Origin of the sequence: Rhodococcus sp. DMU2021, from assembly GCF_019641445.1 — a bacterium.
Taxonomy (GTDB): Bacteria; Actinomycetota; Actinomycetes; order Mycobacteriales; family Mycobacteriaceae; genus Rhodococcus; species Rhodococcus pyridinivorans.
The window spans coordinates 50,910-66,669 of sequence record NZ_JAIFKB010000002.1 but is presented as its reverse complement, the minus strand read 5'-3'; the positions used below and the strand labels follow the sequence as shown (position 1 = coordinate 66,669).

Annotated in this window: 11 protein-coding genes; 7 read left to right on the top strand and 4 right to left on the bottom strand. The window is 67.7% G+C overall.

Annotated features, from left to right (window positions below; all coding sequences use genetic code 11):
* Nucleotide 1 precedes the first annotated feature (1 nt).
* The gene (locus tag K3M35_RS03665; RefSeq protein ID WP_120281936.1) at nt 2-715 is read left to right on the top strand and encodes a maleylpyruvate isomerase family mycothiol-dependent enzyme; all 714 of its coding nucleotides are present in this window, start codon (nt 2-4) and stop codon (nt 713-715) included.
* Between the two features lie 108 nt (nt 716-823).
* On the opposite strand, the gene K3M35_RS03660 is transcribed toward K3M35_RS03665, so the two are convergent.
* The 3 genes from K3M35_RS03660 to K3M35_RS03650 form a co-directional block, all read right to left on the bottom strand.
* The gene (locus K3M35_RS03660) at nt 824-1,204 is read right to left on the bottom strand and encodes an excalibur calcium-binding domain-containing protein (protein WP_064060113.1); all 381 of its coding nucleotides are present in this window, start codon (nt 1,202-1,204) and stop codon (nt 824-826) included.
* A gap of 191 nt (nt 1,205-1,395) precedes the next feature.
* Complete coding sequence (locus K3M35_RS03655) at nt 1,396-3,279, bottom strand: ketoacyl-ACP synthase III (protein ID WP_220666001.1); 1,884 nt, start codon at nt 3,277-3,279, stop codon at nt 1,396-1,398.
* Between the two features lie 46 nt (nt 3,280-3,325).
* On the bottom strand, nt 3,326-4,159 hold the full coding sequence (locus K3M35_RS03650; protein WP_024103504.1) for a 3-oxoacyl-ACP reductase family protein: 834 nt from the start codon (nt 4,157-4,159) through the stop codon (nt 3,326-3,328).
* Nucleotides 4,160-4,831: 672 nt separating this feature from the next.
* On the opposite strand from K3M35_RS03650, the gene K3M35_RS03645 reads away from it, so the two are divergent.
* Together K3M35_RS03645 and K3M35_RS03640 are read left to right on the top strand one after the other, a co-directional pair.
* Nucleotides 4,832-5,611, top strand: coding sequence for an alpha/beta fold hydrolase (locus K3M35_RS03645; RefSeq protein ID WP_033097343.1), 780 nt, complete (start codon nt 4,832-4,834; stop codon nt 5,609-5,611).
* A gap of 97 nt (nt 5,612-5,708) precedes the next feature.
* The gene (locus tag K3M35_RS03640; RefSeq protein ID WP_259443589.1) at nt 5,709-6,080 is read left to right on the top strand and encodes a hypothetical protein; all 372 of its coding nucleotides are present in this window, start codon (nt 5,709-5,711) and stop codon (nt 6,078-6,080) included.
* A 73-nt stretch (nt 6,081-6,153) separates the two neighbouring features.
* On the opposite strand, the gene K3M35_RS03635 is transcribed toward K3M35_RS03640, so the two are convergent.
* Nucleotides 6,154-11,631 (bottom strand): carboxyl transferase domain-containing protein, encoded by a 5,478-nt coding sequence (locus tag K3M35_RS03635; protein ID WP_024103509.1) that lies wholly within the window; start codon nt 11,629-11,631, stop codon nt 6,154-6,156.
* 792 nt (nt 11,632-12,423) lie between these two features.
* On the opposite strand from K3M35_RS03635, the gene K3M35_RS03630 reads away from it, so the two are divergent.
* From K3M35_RS03630 to K3M35_RS03615, 4 genes are all read left to right on the top strand, one after another.
* Nucleotides 12,424-13,626, top strand: a complete 1,203-nt coding sequence (locus tag K3M35_RS03630) for a hypothetical protein (RefSeq protein WP_064851424.1) — start codon at nt 12,424-12,426, stop codon at nt 13,624-13,626.
* Between the two features lie 167 nt (nt 13,627-13,793).
* Nucleotides 13,794-14,240, top strand: a complete 447-nt coding sequence (locus K3M35_RS03625; protein WP_230826357.1) for a hypothetical protein — start codon at nt 13,794-13,796, stop codon at nt 14,238-14,240.
* Between the two features lie 95 nt (nt 14,241-14,335).
* On the top strand, nt 14,336-15,193 hold the full coding sequence (locus tag K3M35_RS03620) for a ParA family protein (protein WP_006553961.1): 858 nt from the start codon (nt 14,336-14,338) through the stop codon (nt 15,191-15,193).
* Complete coding sequence (locus tag K3M35_RS03615; RefSeq protein ID WP_006553962.1) at nt 15,190-15,702, top strand: hypothetical protein; 513 nt, start codon at nt 15,190-15,192, stop codon at nt 15,700-15,702. Before K3M35_RS03620 ends, K3M35_RS03615 begins: the two co-directional genes overlap by 4 nt.
* The last annotated feature ends 58 nt before the right edge of the window (nt 15,703-15,760 follow it).

Sequence of the window (15,760 nt, the reverse complement as noted above, 5' to 3'; positions counted from 1 at the left end):
CGTGGGATTCAACGATCTCGACCTGTCCGAGCGGCTCCTCATCGCCCGGCGGGGCACGGCGTACCTGTCGCAGCGGCTCGCCGAGCTCACCGACGACGAACTCGACGGTCCCACCCTGCTCGACGGGTGGACGCGCCGGCATCTCGTCGCGCACATCGGCTACAACGCCGCAGCATTGTGCCGCCTCATGGACTGGGCGGCGACCGGTGTCGAGACCCCGATGTACTCCTCCACCGAGCAGCGGGCGCAGGAGATCGCCGAGGGCGCGACGCTGAATCCCGCCGCTCTGCGGAACCTGTTCTCGCACACAGTTGCCCGCCTCGACGAGAAGTGGCGGCACCTGCCGGAGGCGGCGTGGCAGTCGCAGGTGCGCACCGCACAGGGCCGGCTCGTGCCGGCCGAGGAGACCGCCTGGATGCGCACGCGCGAAGTGTGGATCCACGCGGTCGATCTCGACAACGGTGGACGCTTCGGCGACTTCCCGCCCGTCGTCCTCGACTCCCTGCTCGACGACATCGTCGGCATGTGGCGCAAGAAGGAGCTCGGTGCGGGCATCGCGCTCGAGGTCGAGGGACGCGACGCGGTCCGGGTGAACGGCGACGCCGAGACCACCCACACCGTCCGAGGCGATCTCGCCGGTGTCGTCCGCTGGGCGGCCGGTCGCGGCGCCGTCGGCGTCACCGGCGGAGAACTCACGCCGCCGCGCTGGCTCTGAGGTTTCTGCACGTACGAACGACGAAGGCCCTTCCATCCCCGAGGATGGAAGGGCCTTCGCCCTTCTGCGGGAATGGAAGAGCTCTCGTCCGTCTACCGGACGGACCGATCAGCGCGGATCGCGCTCGCAGCCGATCCCGTCGTTGTCGCGGTCGAGACGCGGAGCGTATCCGGGGTCGTTGCGGTGGACCGGAGCAGCGCCCGCATTCCATGCCTCGGTGCAGTTCTCGAACCCACCGCTCGGTACGGCCGGAGCCTGACGGGCCGGGGGAGCCGGCGCGACCTGCGGAGCCGCCTGGGGTGCCGGCGGGGCAGGGGGAGCCGGAGGTGCTGGCGGCGGAGCGAACGGATTGAACGATCCGCTCGGAACGAGATCGGCGATGCCCTTCGGGAGCAGGTCCACGAGAGGGAAGGCGGTGGCGGTCGACGGTGCGGCGACCGTCAGAGCCACACACCCCAGCGTCGCAGCGACGATGCGGCGGAACTTCATGCGCGAGGCCTTTCTGTACTTCGTCCGGATCCGATTTGCCGGATCCGATCGAAATGTCGGCCTGGGCGTCGCGGGTGTTACGTCGCCCGGTCGCAAACGACGATCGGCCCGCTCGCGACCGGATGTCGCGAACGGGCCGATGTACTCCGGGCCTGCCGGGGGACGGCCCGGATGCCTGTCGTACGCCGGGATCAGCCGGCGTCAGTCTCCTCGAACGGCACGACCACCTTCGGGTCGATCCGCATGACGGTGTACCCCGCCACCGCTCCGGCACCGAAGCCGGGAGCGAAGATGCGCACCGGTTCGGTGATGACCCCGTCGCGGACCGCGTCGTGGATCGCGAGCGGGATGCTCGCCGACGACGTGTTGCCGACCTTCTCGATGTTGAAGTACAACCGGTCGGCCGAGAGTCCGGCGTTCGCGGCGAGCTCGATGACCATCGTCTTGTTCGCCTGATGGGGAACGATGAGATCGATGTCGTCGAGCAGCGAACGCTCGGCGTCGTCGGGAGACGGGAGGGCCTTGATCTCGTCGAGCATCTGCGCCAGATAACGACCGGCGAGCGTCTTCACCTCGGGTCCGTAGACCGTGATGAAGTTGTCGAAGTCCGGGTTCGGCCAGATGATCGAGTTGACCTCGCTCGTCGGGCCGCTCGCGTAGCTGTTGAAGAACTCGAGATCGGGTGCCTCGCCCTCGGCGGCCGGAGAGATGACCATCGCCGCGGCGCCGTCACCGAAGATCATCCGGGACGGCCGGACGGTGCCGATCTTGTCCGAGAACTTCTCGACGCACACCACGAGGACGGGGCGCTTGACCTGCTGCAGGATGCGGGTCGCCTCGGCCAGGCCGTAGGGCATTCCCGCGCACGCCGCGATCAGGTCGAACGAGGCATGGGTCTGCCCGATGCCCAGTTCGCCCGAGATCCACGTGGCCAGCGACGGGATCAGCCGACCGCTCGTGCACGTGCAGGTGATGACCGCGCCGATGTCCTGCGGGCCGACTCCGGCGTGGGTGATCGCCTGCTTCGCCGCCGTCAGGGCCAGGTCCTCGAAGGTTCCCGAGGTGTACCGGCGCTGCTCGATCCCGGTCTTGGCCGTGATCTCGTCGGCCGACATGGGCGACCAGTTGTAGGCGGTGTTACGGATCAGGTCCTCGTTGGTGCACACCTGGTCGCCGTGCGCGACCGCGATCGCATCGATGCGGGGTGCGATCGCGAACTCCGAGCGCACGTCGACGGCCGGGTAGGGCGCAGACGGTGCCACCGGTTCGTGCCGCGTGTACGAGGTGGCCTTACGGGTCTTGCCCGACATGACCCGGTTGATGAACCGCTGGACCTCGCGATTGCGCGGATGGGAGGCCACGACGTAGTCGTCGTCCTTCAGGTCCGCGACCCGGACGAGTTCGGTTTCGCTTCCGTCCCAGGGCTGCTGGTTGTGCAGAACCATCGACCAGCGGCTCAGTGCCTCGAGTTCGGCGACGTCCTCGTGACAGTCGAGGATCTCGTCGTATCCGAAGACTGGGTGGTTCGGATCGTAGTGGCGAACACGCAGGGTGATGTTCTCCGGATCGGAGATCAGCTGTGGCACGGTCGGTTTGACCGTGGGCAGGTCGCCGGCGAAGTGACGACGCGAACCGAAGACCGCGAAGAGTCGATCGAAGATGCGGTCCTCGGCGGCACTGTCCCATGCGCGGGGGAGAGCGCGGTAGGCCTCCTCGACCGCCCCCAGCCGCTCTTCGGCCTCGGGCCAGGGAGTCAGACGAGGCATGTAGACGTCGTCGCGGTTGCGGGGAACGTCGCCCCAGCGAATGACGCGCCGCTCGAACATCATCAGCGGGAATCGGTCGGCCCAGAAGACGTTCAGGGCCATGTCCCGCATGATCTCGAACTTCGAGGCGTACTTGCCCAGTTCGTGCCGGGAGAGGATCTCCGAGACCGTGGGTGCCTTGGTGTCGAAGTCGCGTCGGATGACGGCGTCGAGGTGGTCGACGCTGCTCAGCGTGGAGAAGTCGAGTTCGGGAACGAAATTGGAGGGGAAGACAATTCGGCCGTGCCGATTGAGCTCGAATGGCTGCATGTGCGAGGGGACCGTTCGATTCGAAGTAGTGGGTGGGGAGACCGGATCACATGTCCAGGCCGCCGTTGACGCCCCATACCTGACCGGTGATGTACGAGGAGGCGTCCGCGGCGAGGAAGTGCACGACCCGGGCGATCTCCTGCGGGTCGGCCAGTCGTTTCACGGGGATGGTGTCGGTGATGCGTGCGAGAACCTTCTCGGGGATGGCCTCGACCATCTCGGTGGCGACGAAGCCCGGGGTGACGGTGTTGACGGTGACGCCGATGCCGTTCGGGTCCAGCTTGTCGTTCTTGGCCAGGTAGAAGGCCGCTTCCTTGGCGAGGGTCTTGGTGAGACCGAACAGGCCGGCCTTCGATGCCGCGTAGTTGGCCTGCCCGATGTTGCCGGTCTCGCCGATGACGGAGGAGACGTTGACGATGCGTCCGGTGCCACGCTCGAGCATGTGGCGCAGTGCGGCCTGCGCCAGGTAGAACGCACCCGAGAGGTTCACGCCGATGACGGTGTCCCAGTCCTCGTCCTGCATCTTCAGCACCGTGCGGTCGATGGTGATGCCGGCGTTGTTGATCAGGATGTCGAGACGGCCGTGCGTTTCGATGACCTCGTCGACGGTGCGTCGGCAGTCGTCGGCGTTCGCGACGTCACCGCGGTGCACCGAGTAACGGACGTCCTTGCGGCCCGTCTCGTTCAGGTCTGCGAGGAACTGATCCGCCTGGGCGGTGTTGCGTCCGTAGCCTGCGGCGACGGTGGCGCCCTGGCTCGCCAGGCTGCGGCTGATCGCCGCACCGATGCCGCGCGTGCCGCCGGTGACGAAGGCGACGCGTCCGCGGAGCTTGTTTCCGCCGGCAGCGATCTGCGAGCTGGGTTCGATGGTGCTGGTCATGCTGATCTCCTCGCTGTGCGAGGGGGCGACGGGCGCGGCTGTTCGCCGACGTCGCACAAACGCCCCCTGCGCGTTGATTTCTCTGTGGAGGAGCACGTTTCGAATCCCCCTGACTCGAACGCGTGTCCCCCGAAACGAGCCTTCATTGGCTCATAACTCCCTGCGGCACCAATCATGCACCACCTCGATGATGTTGTCACCAGAAACAATTCGAGTCTCGAATCTCGTCAATTTGTCCAGATAGTTCGAGAAGTATTGGAGCACAATCATATTCGACGAAGATTCGGGGTTACCCCACGGTACGAACATGCTGAATGTTCGTATCCATCCGGACGTACAGCCTGCACGAATCGGACTGCTCCAGAATGGCACAACGTGCTACCGGGGAGTCAGGTACAACTGTGTGCACATGGCGTGGACGCGAACGTGTTTCGCGCATGGTCCCGAAAGTAATTGCAGATGAAGGGATTCGGAGTCGATTTCCTACCGTGGGCGGTCGCTTGACGCCTGTCGGGGAGAGACGCACTCCGTGCCGCCGAAGCTCGACCAAGACGAGCTCGTTGGTATTCCCCGTTCGAAAACGCGCCACACCTGGCGTCGGTGTGATTCTCGACACTACAGAGGGTCGTTGTGGCGAAGCACAGGTCTTTCCGGCGATGAGAGGATGGCCCCGTGAGCAACACTCGTCTTGTCGAAACACCGGTGGCCGAACTCGAGGTACGTCTCGACGGGGAAGGGCCGGCAGTCGTCCTGCTGCCCTCCCTCGGGCGCGACTCCTACGAATTCGATCCGATCGCGAGCGACCTCGCCGCAGCGGGATTCACTGCTCTGCGACCGCAACCCCGGGGTATCGGCAGCAGCCGCGGACCCATGACCGGTCTCGACCTGCACGATCTCGCGGGCGACGTCGCCGCCGTCATCGAGCATTTCGACGCCGCACCCGCTGTTGTGGCCGGTCATGCGTTCGGGCACTACGTGGCCCGGGTACTCGCCGCCGACCGGCCCGAACTCGTCCGGGGGGTCGCCGTGCTCGCCGCCGGGGCCCGCCGGTTTCCGGCTTCGCTGACCGAGCGTGTCGCCAAGTGCTCCGACCTCTCGCTTCCCGACCACGAACGACTCGTGCACCTGCGCGACGTCTTCTTCGCCGCAGGACACGATCCGGCGGTGTGGCTCGACGGGTGGTGGCCCGACGCGATCGTGTCGCAGCGGGCAGCGATGGCCGCGACCGACAAGGAATCGTGGTGGACGGTGGCGCCGTCACCTCTGCTCGACGTACAAGCAGGAGAGGACGTTTTCCGGCCCGCGGAGACCCGAGGTGAGCTCGTCGACGAGTTCGGGAGCGAACTCGTCTCCACGGCCGTCGTGCCGGCTTGCGGGCACGCCCTCGTCCCGGAGGCTCCTCACGAGGTAGCCAGGATCCTGGTCGAGTGGATCCGTACGCGTCTCGGATGAAGGTTTCGTCATCTTCGGCTCATCGACCCCTCATCGTCGTGCGCCAAAGTTACCGGTGACCAGGACGAACACCGAGTCGAGGAGAACGATCATGGCGATGAGCCGCACCGCATGGGCCGTGACCGCTGTAGCGGTCGCGATGACGGCCGGCACCGTCGGTTTCGTGTCGGCGAACCGAGGTGAGTCCGCTCCCTCCGAACCGTCGTCATTCACCGTCGCCCGCGTGGTGGACGAGACGACGACCGGCGGCCCGGATGGAACTGTTCGGGCGGGCGTCGACCCGGCCCGGGATGCGGGGCCGGGTGACCTGCCCACCGACATCCCCTACATCGACGTCACGAGCTGCGACGCGTGGTTCGAGGACTGGGACGACACGGTGCCGGACCACGTCGAGGACTTCTACGACGCGTGGGACGACCGCTGTGACGATGTACACGACGACGACCGGGACGACGATCACGACGACTGACCCGCACGACGGCCCCACGACGACGAGACCCCACCGGAAGTGTTCCGGTGGGGTCTCGCTCTCGTTGCGTGGGTTACGCGAGCGTGCGTGCCATGCCGCGCTCGACGGCCGCGATGATCTGCGGCCGCAGCTCGACCGCCGGCACGATCGCGTCGACCGAGCCGACCTGCTGTGCGCGCTGGATGTTGTGGATCGCCTCGAACTCGGCTGCCACCTCACCGAGCTTCTCCGACCGCACCGCGGTGCGCAGAGCGGTGAGCTCGACGCCCAATCGTGCCTTGTCGCCGTCCTCGGCGGCCCGCAGCTGCGCCTCGAGTTCCACGACCCGCGGATCGCTCGCGGTGCGCTTGTTGACGTCGCGGGTGAAGACCACCGCAGCCGCCGGAGCGCCACCGAGCACCGAGGCGAACGAACCCTCCACGGCGAGGACTTCCATGTTCTCGTTCAGTGCGCCCGAGAACACCACGAAGGCACCACCGTGGTAGCGGGAGACCACGACGAACACGATCGGACCGTCGAAGTTGACGATGGCCCGGCCGATCTCGGCGCCGTACTCGAGCTGCAGGTTGCGCAGCGACTCGGGGGAGCCGTCGAAGCCCGACAGGTTGGCGAGCACCACGAGCGGACGGTTGCCGCTCGCCGCGTTGATCGCCCGTGCCGTCTTCTTCGACGACTTGGGGAACAGCGTGCCCGAGGTCCACTGGTCCGGTCCGTCGGCGGGGAACCAGCCCTTGCGCGGGATCGCGCGGGACTCGATGCCGATGACCGTCACCGGGTTTCCGCCCAGGTGCGCGTCGAACACGACCGAGGTGTCGGCGTCGGCCATGTCGGCCCACCGTTCGAGCACAGCGTGGTCCTGGTCGACCACCGAGCGCATCACCGTACGGATGTCGAACGGCTTCTTGCGATCCGGGTTGGTCTCGGACGAGAAGATGTCGCCCACGGTGGTGAAGTCGCTGGACGGATGCACGTGCGGGTACACGCACACGTTGCGGTCGACCGGGTCGGTGGACGCGGCCTTGCGCGGGAAGCGCTCGCCCGGCGCGACGTAGGCGTGGGCGTAGTGCGCGAACAGCGTCTCGATGGCGGCCCTGAGGTTGGGGGCCCAGTACTGCGCCTGACCGTTGGGGCCCATGACGCGGTCGTAGCCACCGATACCGAAGTTGTCCTCGGCGGAGACGCCACCCGAGTAATCGAGCGACTGCTTGCCGGTGAGCACCATGGCGCTGTCCGGGGTCATCACGAGGATGCCCTTGGTGTGCATGAGCATCGTCGCCTCGGCGTTCCAGTACGGCTGCGCGCCGACATTGATGCCGGTGACCACGACGTTGATCTCGCCGCCGTTCTGCGTGAATGTGATGATGCGACGCAGACCGCGCGACACCCAGTCCATGTTCTCGGTGCCCGAGTCCATGGAGATCGTCGCGCCGGACGACAGCGCGAACCACTCGACGGGAGCGTTCAGGCTCTCCGCCAGGTCGATCGCGGCGACCACACGGGAGCACTCGGCCTCCGCGACGGTGCCCAGCGCCTTGGTGGGATCACCGAACAGCGTGACGCGCTTCATGCCCTCGGGGTACCGCGGGGTCGGGGTGTCGACGACGCCGACGATCAGACCCGCGGTGTTGCGGCCGTAGGGGCGGTCGACGGGCACGAGGGTGCCCTGCTCGTCGAAGTCGTACTCGACGAAGGTGCCCTCGCCGCCGGTGAGCAGCGGGATCAGCTCGTACGGGTAGACGGTGCCGCGGGCACGGGACCGCTGGACCTTCTGGGTGTACTCGTCGAGCGGCTTCAGCGGCTCCTTCGGCGGCTCGGTGACCCGCACGATGACGCCCGCACCGGAGCGGTACGAGAAGCGCAGGGCGACCTCGCGTGCCGGCTCGTCCTGGCGATCACGCCACGACCCGATGACGGTGATCTCCTCGAGTCCGGCACCCACGGTCAGCGGCGCGGCGTTGCGGCCGATGCGGCGCAGGTCCTCCATGTCGAGATCGACGGCGGGCCACACGTAGAGCACCACGCGGTTCGCGTCGAGACGTCGCCCGCCGCGGTTGGCCTGGGCGCGTCGCATGCCGTCGAGCGAGCTCGCGAGAGCGCGTTCGAAGGCCGGCAGTCCGACGATGCGACCGGACTCGTCGCGCTGCGGCGTCAGGTCGCGCACCTCGGCGAGGGCGATGAACCGCTCATCGGACGGATTGTCCTGCGACACCAGGTGATACAGGTAGGTGTCCGGGTTGGCGGGCAGGCGGGTGCCGTCGAAGTTCTTCAGGCGCCACAGATCCAGACGCTGACCCGTGAGCGGGTGGATGTCGCGGATGTTGGTCTCCTCCGCGTATCCGGTCTCGTAGGGGCGGAAGGTGAACACGTGCTCTTCGGCCGTGTCGGTGTGGCAGACCGTCACGGTCACGCGACGGGCCACGCCGGTCACCGGGCGTGCGGCGAGTTCGGCGCGCAGCGCGTCGGCCTGGGCGTCGGCATCGGCCGGAGCGTCGTCCCACGCGAGGTACAGGTCGATCACGAGGTTCTTCGTGTCGGGAACCGAGGCCGCCGACTCCTCGACGGCGTCGAGCAGCGACGCGAACTCGGCCTGCGGGGCCTCGGCGGAGATCAGGTACAGGCGCGTGCCGCGCAGATCGAAGTTGCCGGTGACGAACTGGTGTCCGCCGACGGTGCACGAACGCACGTCCTCGAGGGTGCGGATCTTGTACGCCCGGCGAGCGATGACCTCGAGCAGCGGGCCCGGAACGGTCTCCGGACGCGTGATCTGCTGTGCGAGAAGGTCGATCAGCGGCTCGGGTGTGGCGACCAGCGAATCGATGCGCTGCGCGTAGTCCGTCGCCTGCGGATGCTCGGCGAGGTACGCGAGCGAACCGCGGACCCCGTCGTAGACCTGCTCGCGGGCCTTGCGGATCACCGGCTCCTCGAAGTAGCGGTACCGCAGGTTGCGGGCGGTGTCGCCGATGACCGGGAAGCGGACCTGGGTCGCGACGATCAGCCGGTCGAGGACTTCGTTGAGCTCGTGGGAGATCCCCACCTCGGTGTCGTCGCGCTCGACCCAGCGGTCGAGCAGCGAGGTGACCACGGGGACGTGGGCCTCGATGCGCTCGAGCGCGAGGAACAACCGGTAGACGGCCTCCTCGAGCTCCGGGGTGCGATCGAGTTCCAGGACGTCGTAGTGCCGCAGGGCACGGGCGAGACGCGCGCGGAAGCTGTCGGGCAGACCCCCGACCTCCACGTCGAGCGACTGCAGGTAGCCGTGGAAGAACTCGCGGGGGCTGTGGACCCGGTCGTCGCTGTTCTTCTCCTCCTCGGTCGGACGGTTGCGCGACAGTTCGCACACGTCCGCGAAGGTCGTCAGCAGCGAGAGCTCGGCGCGGACGAGCGCGCACGAGTCGACCGAGCCGGAGAGACGCTCGTACTCGGCGAGCAGTGCCGCGGTGCGCTTGGCGGACACGTCGTATCCGGTGACCAGAGCGGCGAGCGAGTCGAGGCGAGCGAGTGCGTCGGCGGCGACATCGTCGCTGAGCGAGGGCGCCGGTGCAGCGAACTCCACGCGCTCGACGGTCTCGGTGACGACCTCCTCGACGATCTGGTCGACCCGCAGAAGCGGGGCGCCCGCGTCGACCTGCGCGTTGACGACGGCGAGGATCTCGCGGACCTTGCCGGCGAAGGGAGCGCGGACCGCGGTCTCCATCTTCATCGACTCGAGCACGACGAGGGTCTGACCGGCCTCGACCTCGTCACCGACGGCGACGGGAACCGCGACGACCACGGCCGGGGCAGGGGTGCGCACCACGCCGGCCTCGTCCTGGCTGATCTGGTGGCTGATGCCGTCGACCTCGACGAGGAAGTGGGCCGGACCGGCGATCGACACCACGTTGTGGCGGCGTCCGCCGAGGGTCAGGCGCGACTCGTAGTCGCCCAGCCGCTCGACGTCGACGTCGAACTCGGCGGAACCGGTGTCGACCCGGTAGCGGTGCGGGCCGACCTGGCCGACGACGAGCTCGTAGGCCTGGCCCTGGTAGCTCAGCTCGATCTTGCGTCCGACGGCGTGTCCGGCACGCGGGCGACCGCCGCGGGCGGAGGCGAGGAAGGCGGAGCGCTCGTGGGCCTCGTCGGTGTCGTAGACGTCGACAGCCGTCGCGATCAGAGCGACGTCGGCGACCTTGGACGGACCGGTCTCGGTGCCGGCGCCGGTGCGGTCGAGCCAGCCGGTGTCGGCGGAGGCGTCGATGACCTCGGGACGGTCGAGCAGGTCGAGCAGGAACGACTTGGTCGTCGTGCCGCCGTCGAGGACGACGGTGGTCTCGCGCAGAGCGGTGCGCAGGCGGGCGAGTGCCTCGTCGCGGTCGCGGCCCCACGCGATGATCTTGGCGACCATGGAGTCGTAGTCGGGCGGAATGACGTCGCCCTGGGCGATGCCGGTGTCGACGCGCAGACCGGAGCCGAGCGGGAACTTGAGCAGCTGCACGGTGCCGGGAGCGGGTGCGAAGCCGTTGGCGGCGTCCTCGGCGTTCAGGCGGGCCTCGACGGCGTGCCCGAACTCGCCGGGGCACTCGCCGGGAAGCTTCTCGCCGGAGGCGACGAGGATCTGCAGCTTCACGAGGTCGATGCCGGTCGTGGCCTCGGTGATGGGGTGCTCGACCTGGAGACGCGTGTTGACCTCGAGGAAGGTGAAGATCTTCAGGTCGGGCTGGTAGAGGTACTCGACGGTGCCGGCACCGGCGTAGCCGGCGGCGCGGACGAGATCGGCCGAGACCGTGCGCAGGTGGTCGGACTGCTCCTTGGTGAGCAGCGGCGAGGCGGACTCCTCGATGACCTTCTGGTTCTTGCGCTGGATCGAGCAGTCGCGCACGCCCGGGGCCCAGACGTTGCCGTGCTTGTCGGCGATGACCTGGACCTCGACGTGGCGTGCGTCGGTGACGAGACGCTCGATGAACACGACGGGGTCACCGAAGGAACGCTCGGCCTCACCCTGGGTGCGCTCGAGGGCGAGCTCGAGCTCGTCTTCGGCGTAGACCTTGCGGATGCCACGGCCACCGCCGCCGGAGCGGGCCTTGATGATCAGCGGGTAGCCGATGGCCTGCGCGTGGCGGCGCGCGTCGGCGCGGGAATCGACGGGTCCACCGGACCACGGTGCGACGGGAACGCCGACCTTCTCGGCGAGGAGTTTCGCCTCGACCTTGTCGCCGAGCAGACGCATGGCGTCGGCGGAGGGACCGATGAACGTGATCCCGAGGCGGGCGCACAGCTCGGCGAAGGCGGGGTCCTCGGCGACGAAGCCCCAGCCGACCCAGACGGCGTCGGCCTTCGCCTCGAGGAGCGCGCGCTCGAGTTCTGCATGATCGAGGTAGGGGGTCGCCGCCGTCGTCGACGGCCGGAGGGTCACTCCTTCGTCGGCCTGACGGACGAACATCGCCCGTCGCTCGGCATCGGTGTGCAGAGCGATCGTCTTGATGTCGTAGCCGTGCTCGGAGTTGAGCTCCCGGACTGCCCGGATGAGGCGTACGGCCGCCTCACCGCGATTGACCACTGCGATCCGCTTGAACATACTCGTTGCCACCGTTCTCCATGGTTTGTGCACGCATCGGGCGCGCGTCTCGAAGCTCCACCCCAATGAGGAGGTCAACCTAACCGGTCCTACCTTCCACGTCTCGTGTTGGTGACGCGAGCGGGAACATGTAGCGGTCGGCTCCTCGTGGTTGGCATGGGCATGCGTGTTCGTCGTCGATCCACCGGGCAACATCCGCGGTGTCCGAAGGACCGTTTCGAACAGGTCTCCGCAGCTACGGCCGTCGGTTGCGACGGTCACGTCCCCCTGGGCGAAGGCTCCGTTCGGATTACAGCATGGAGGAAACATGAGGGTTTGTCACGTTTTGCTTCCATGCGGGGCGATCGGCGGCGACCTCGTGGCCGACTTCTCTCACGGGCATTCGCGCGCAGAGGATTTCGCTCGGGAGCGGGTGTCGGGGAGGGGGTCTCCGGTCCCGGAGGCCGCCGGTACTGTGCAGTAACACCGATCGGTAACTTCCGGAGGGGTCAGGGACCCGTCGCCGGCGTACTCTCGCTTCTGCTGGTACGCAACGGTTTTCGCGCGCCCCGTCTCGGGCGCGATCCGGGATCGGGCAAATCGTTCGGAGCTACCTCGATAATGCTGTGACATCCGTCACGAAGGGCGAAAAGGTGAAGGTCTCAACCGAACCGGAGCGCGGCCGTGGACGTGTGGGATCGTGCCCGTCGAGCGCCCGGGATCGGGGCCGTTACCGGGCATTTCTCCGAGCCCGCGCGGAATCTGGAACAGTGGACGGTGCATGCCTGCGGACGAGCCGCGAGGAGGATCCCCGTGTCCGAAGCCGATCGACCCCACCTCCCGGGGCGCGACGACGCGCCCGGCCGGGACATCCCGTCGGTGGACCGGCGGACACGTATCGCCGGGCAGGTCCGCCGGTGGTGCGAGACCGGCAGTATCGAGGGCGGGCACGCTCCTCTGTCGGACGCCGCGGCGGTCGCACTGGCCGCCGGCTACCTCGACGAATCGGCACGTGCTGTGCTGGCGAACCGCCGGCGCGTCGGGCGCCGGTTGCCCACCCTCGACGGATTCGGTGAGCTGCGCCGCCTGTCCGACGAGCACGCCCGCCTCCGCACACGGATCGACGGCCTGCGTCCCGGCGCTGCGCGACTCGCACTCGAATACCGGGCCAACGAGCTCGGCAAACGCATCCGGGCGGCGCGACAGACCGTCGTGCACTCGCCGCTGCACTACGCCCAGGGCGTCCGCGCCGTGCGCCGCGACCGACGCGACGGGCTGCATCTCGAGATCGAACAACGCGAGGCGCTGTTCGCTGCACTGCAACGCACCCCGGCGCCCCTGCCCGTCACGCCCGTCGAGCAGGCCCGGGGAGTGGTGCTCGGTGTCGCCGTCGACCGCGTGGGTCGCTGGTCCGAACGCACCCCGCTGGCCGAGACGGGGCGTCGCGTCGCCGAACGGCTCGGACGCGAGGTGCCCTCCGGCGACGACCGCTTCGTCGACCGCTACGACACCCTGCTCTTCCTCGCCGGTTCCCTGTACGACCGCGTCGAGGCATCGGCGGCGTGGCGTTCGGAGTACTTCGAGGTTCAACGAGCCCAGCTCGATCTCGCCGAGGAGCTCACCCAGATCGCGGTGGACACCGTCGCCCTGCGCGACCTGCTCGACGAGTTGCAGTCCGCGATCCGATCGGCGCCCGAGGCGCGGTCCGGTCTCGAATCCCGGGTGGCAGCGCTCGAACCGGTATGGGACCAGATCCTTGCGCGCGTCACCGCGCTCGCGCGCATCGGCGACCTGCTCACGCGCGCGGAGGGCCATCTGCATCTCACACACATCGCGCAGCGGACCGCGAGTCTCGACCAGCGGATCGACGACCTGATCGGCAGATCGGGTGCGCGCGAGTTGTCCGCCGAGAACACCGATTTCGTCGGCGACCAGCTCGGCGCCGCAGCCGAACCGATGGTCGCGCTCCGCAGTGCTCTGTGGACGGACATCGCCGAGCTCACCGCAAAGGAGTAACTCGGAGTTACTGTCATTTGTCACATCGATTCGGCTGCGTTTCGGGTCGTATCCCCGAACTCGTGGAAAGTGACCGTCTTCGCTGGTGTATTCGTCCGAACCGGTGGTAGCTTCCTCGCGTCCTATCGGGGGTCGATACACAGGGGGGTGCGGTGGCGTCGCGGTTCGTGCGTACGGGTTTTGCGCTGGCTGTCGCTGCGGTGCTGGGGGTCTCGGGTTGTTCGGGGGCGACGACGAGCGTGTCCGTCGTCGACGACCCGCAGCTCGAGGCCGAGTTCGAATCGGTGCTCGTCTCCGGACAGTCCCGCACGCTCGGGGAGGTCGCGGCCGCAGCGGGTGTCGAGTCGTGGGACCGGATGTACTACTTCCGCGTCCCGGTGCTGATGAGCGAACTCAACCGCGTGATGCACACCCCCGGAGTCACCTGGCGGAACATGCCGGGATCCGATGCCGAAGGGCTCATCGTCTTCGTCTCGGAGGGGCAGATCGTGCGCGCGGTCGCCGACCGCGAGCCGCCGCTGTACCTGAGCGGTTTCGCGACCTCCGATTCGTACGTCACGCCCGACGAACTCGCCGGCATGCCCCGTCTCGCGGTCGAGTCGAGGGGCCGCTGATCCGGTAGCTGTCACCCGGCTGCCTCGTATGTCCGCCTTCGGGTAGTTCTGCTCGCGATATCGAGTAATGAATTTCTTTCCCGAAGAGGTGTGGGGTGGCACGGGTAATCGCGACGATCAACCTGAAAGGTGGCGTCGGCAAGACCACGACGACGGCCGCTCTGGGCGAGTTCATGGCGGCGGAGTTCGGGCAGCGGGTGCTGATGATCGATCTCGACCCGCAGACCAACCTCACCACGATGATGGTGGGGGAGGAACGCTGGCAGGAACTGAACGAACTCGGTCTGACCCTCGCGACGCTCTTCCGTAAGGCGATCACGCCCCACGCCGACGCGTTCGACATCGAGAAGGCCGTCCAGAAGAACGTCTCGCCCGTGCGAGCGGTCCGTGATCTCGACCTGCTCGCGTCGTCGCTGGATCTCATGGACATCCAGGAGGGGCTCACCCACCAGCAGTACGCCGATCCCGGCTCGCACCGTCCCGTCGAGGTGCTGCTCTCCGCTGTCCGGCCCATCGCCGACCGGTACGACTACATCCTGATCGACTGCCCGCCGAATCTCGGGATCCTCACCCTCAACGGATTGCGTCTCGCCGACGGCTATCTCATCCCGACGATTCCCGACATCCTGTCCACCTACGGAATTCCGCCGCTGCAGACGAAGATCCAGGAATTCGCGACACGGACCGGGCACACCGTGCGGGAGATCGGTCTCGTCATCACGAAGTACCGCAGTGCCTCGAATCTGCACCGCACGATCATCGAACAGCTCCAGCGCGACCCCCGGATTGCGAGCGTCGTTCCCGCCTGGGTGCCCGAGGCCAATCAGATCGCGGCGTCCGCCGAGTTCGTGCCCTACGGCACGCTCAAGCGAAAGTACGGCAACACCGGCCAGTACGACGCACTGCGAATCCTCACCGAGACGATCATGATGAATGCGCAGGTGTACCTGTGACGAATCCCGACCCCGATACCGACATGGCACAGGCGCGTCTGCGGGTGCGCATCGGCGAGGCGAGTTCGGCGTTGCTCCGTCTCGACGAGGCGGCACCCGGCACGGCCGGCGCGCTCGTCGCTCTCGTCCAGGTGATCGCCGATGAGGCGGCACGCACGCCGCGGTTCGCGAGGGCACTCGCGGGAGCGCTCTCGGTTACCGCGGACGCAAGCGCCCCGACCCCTGCTCCCGCTCCTGCTACGCGCCCGGCCGCGGCCCGAACGTCTGCGCGTCGCAGTCGTCGCGCACCCGGGGCCTTCGACCCGTTCGTGGTGTTCCGCGAGAGCGGCGAGGCGACTCTGCGGGAGAGGCTGTCGACCCTCGGGGTCGAACAACTCAAGGACATCATCGCCGAGCACGCCATGGACTACGACAAACTCGCGATGCGCTGGCGCACCCCGTCCAAACTTCAGGACCGCATCGTCGAACGGGTCAAGGCGCTCACCACTAAGGGTGATGCTTTCCGGTGATCGGTCACATGCAGTTCTTCTTCTGCTCGTAGCCACGTATGGTCGCACCAGACCTCCG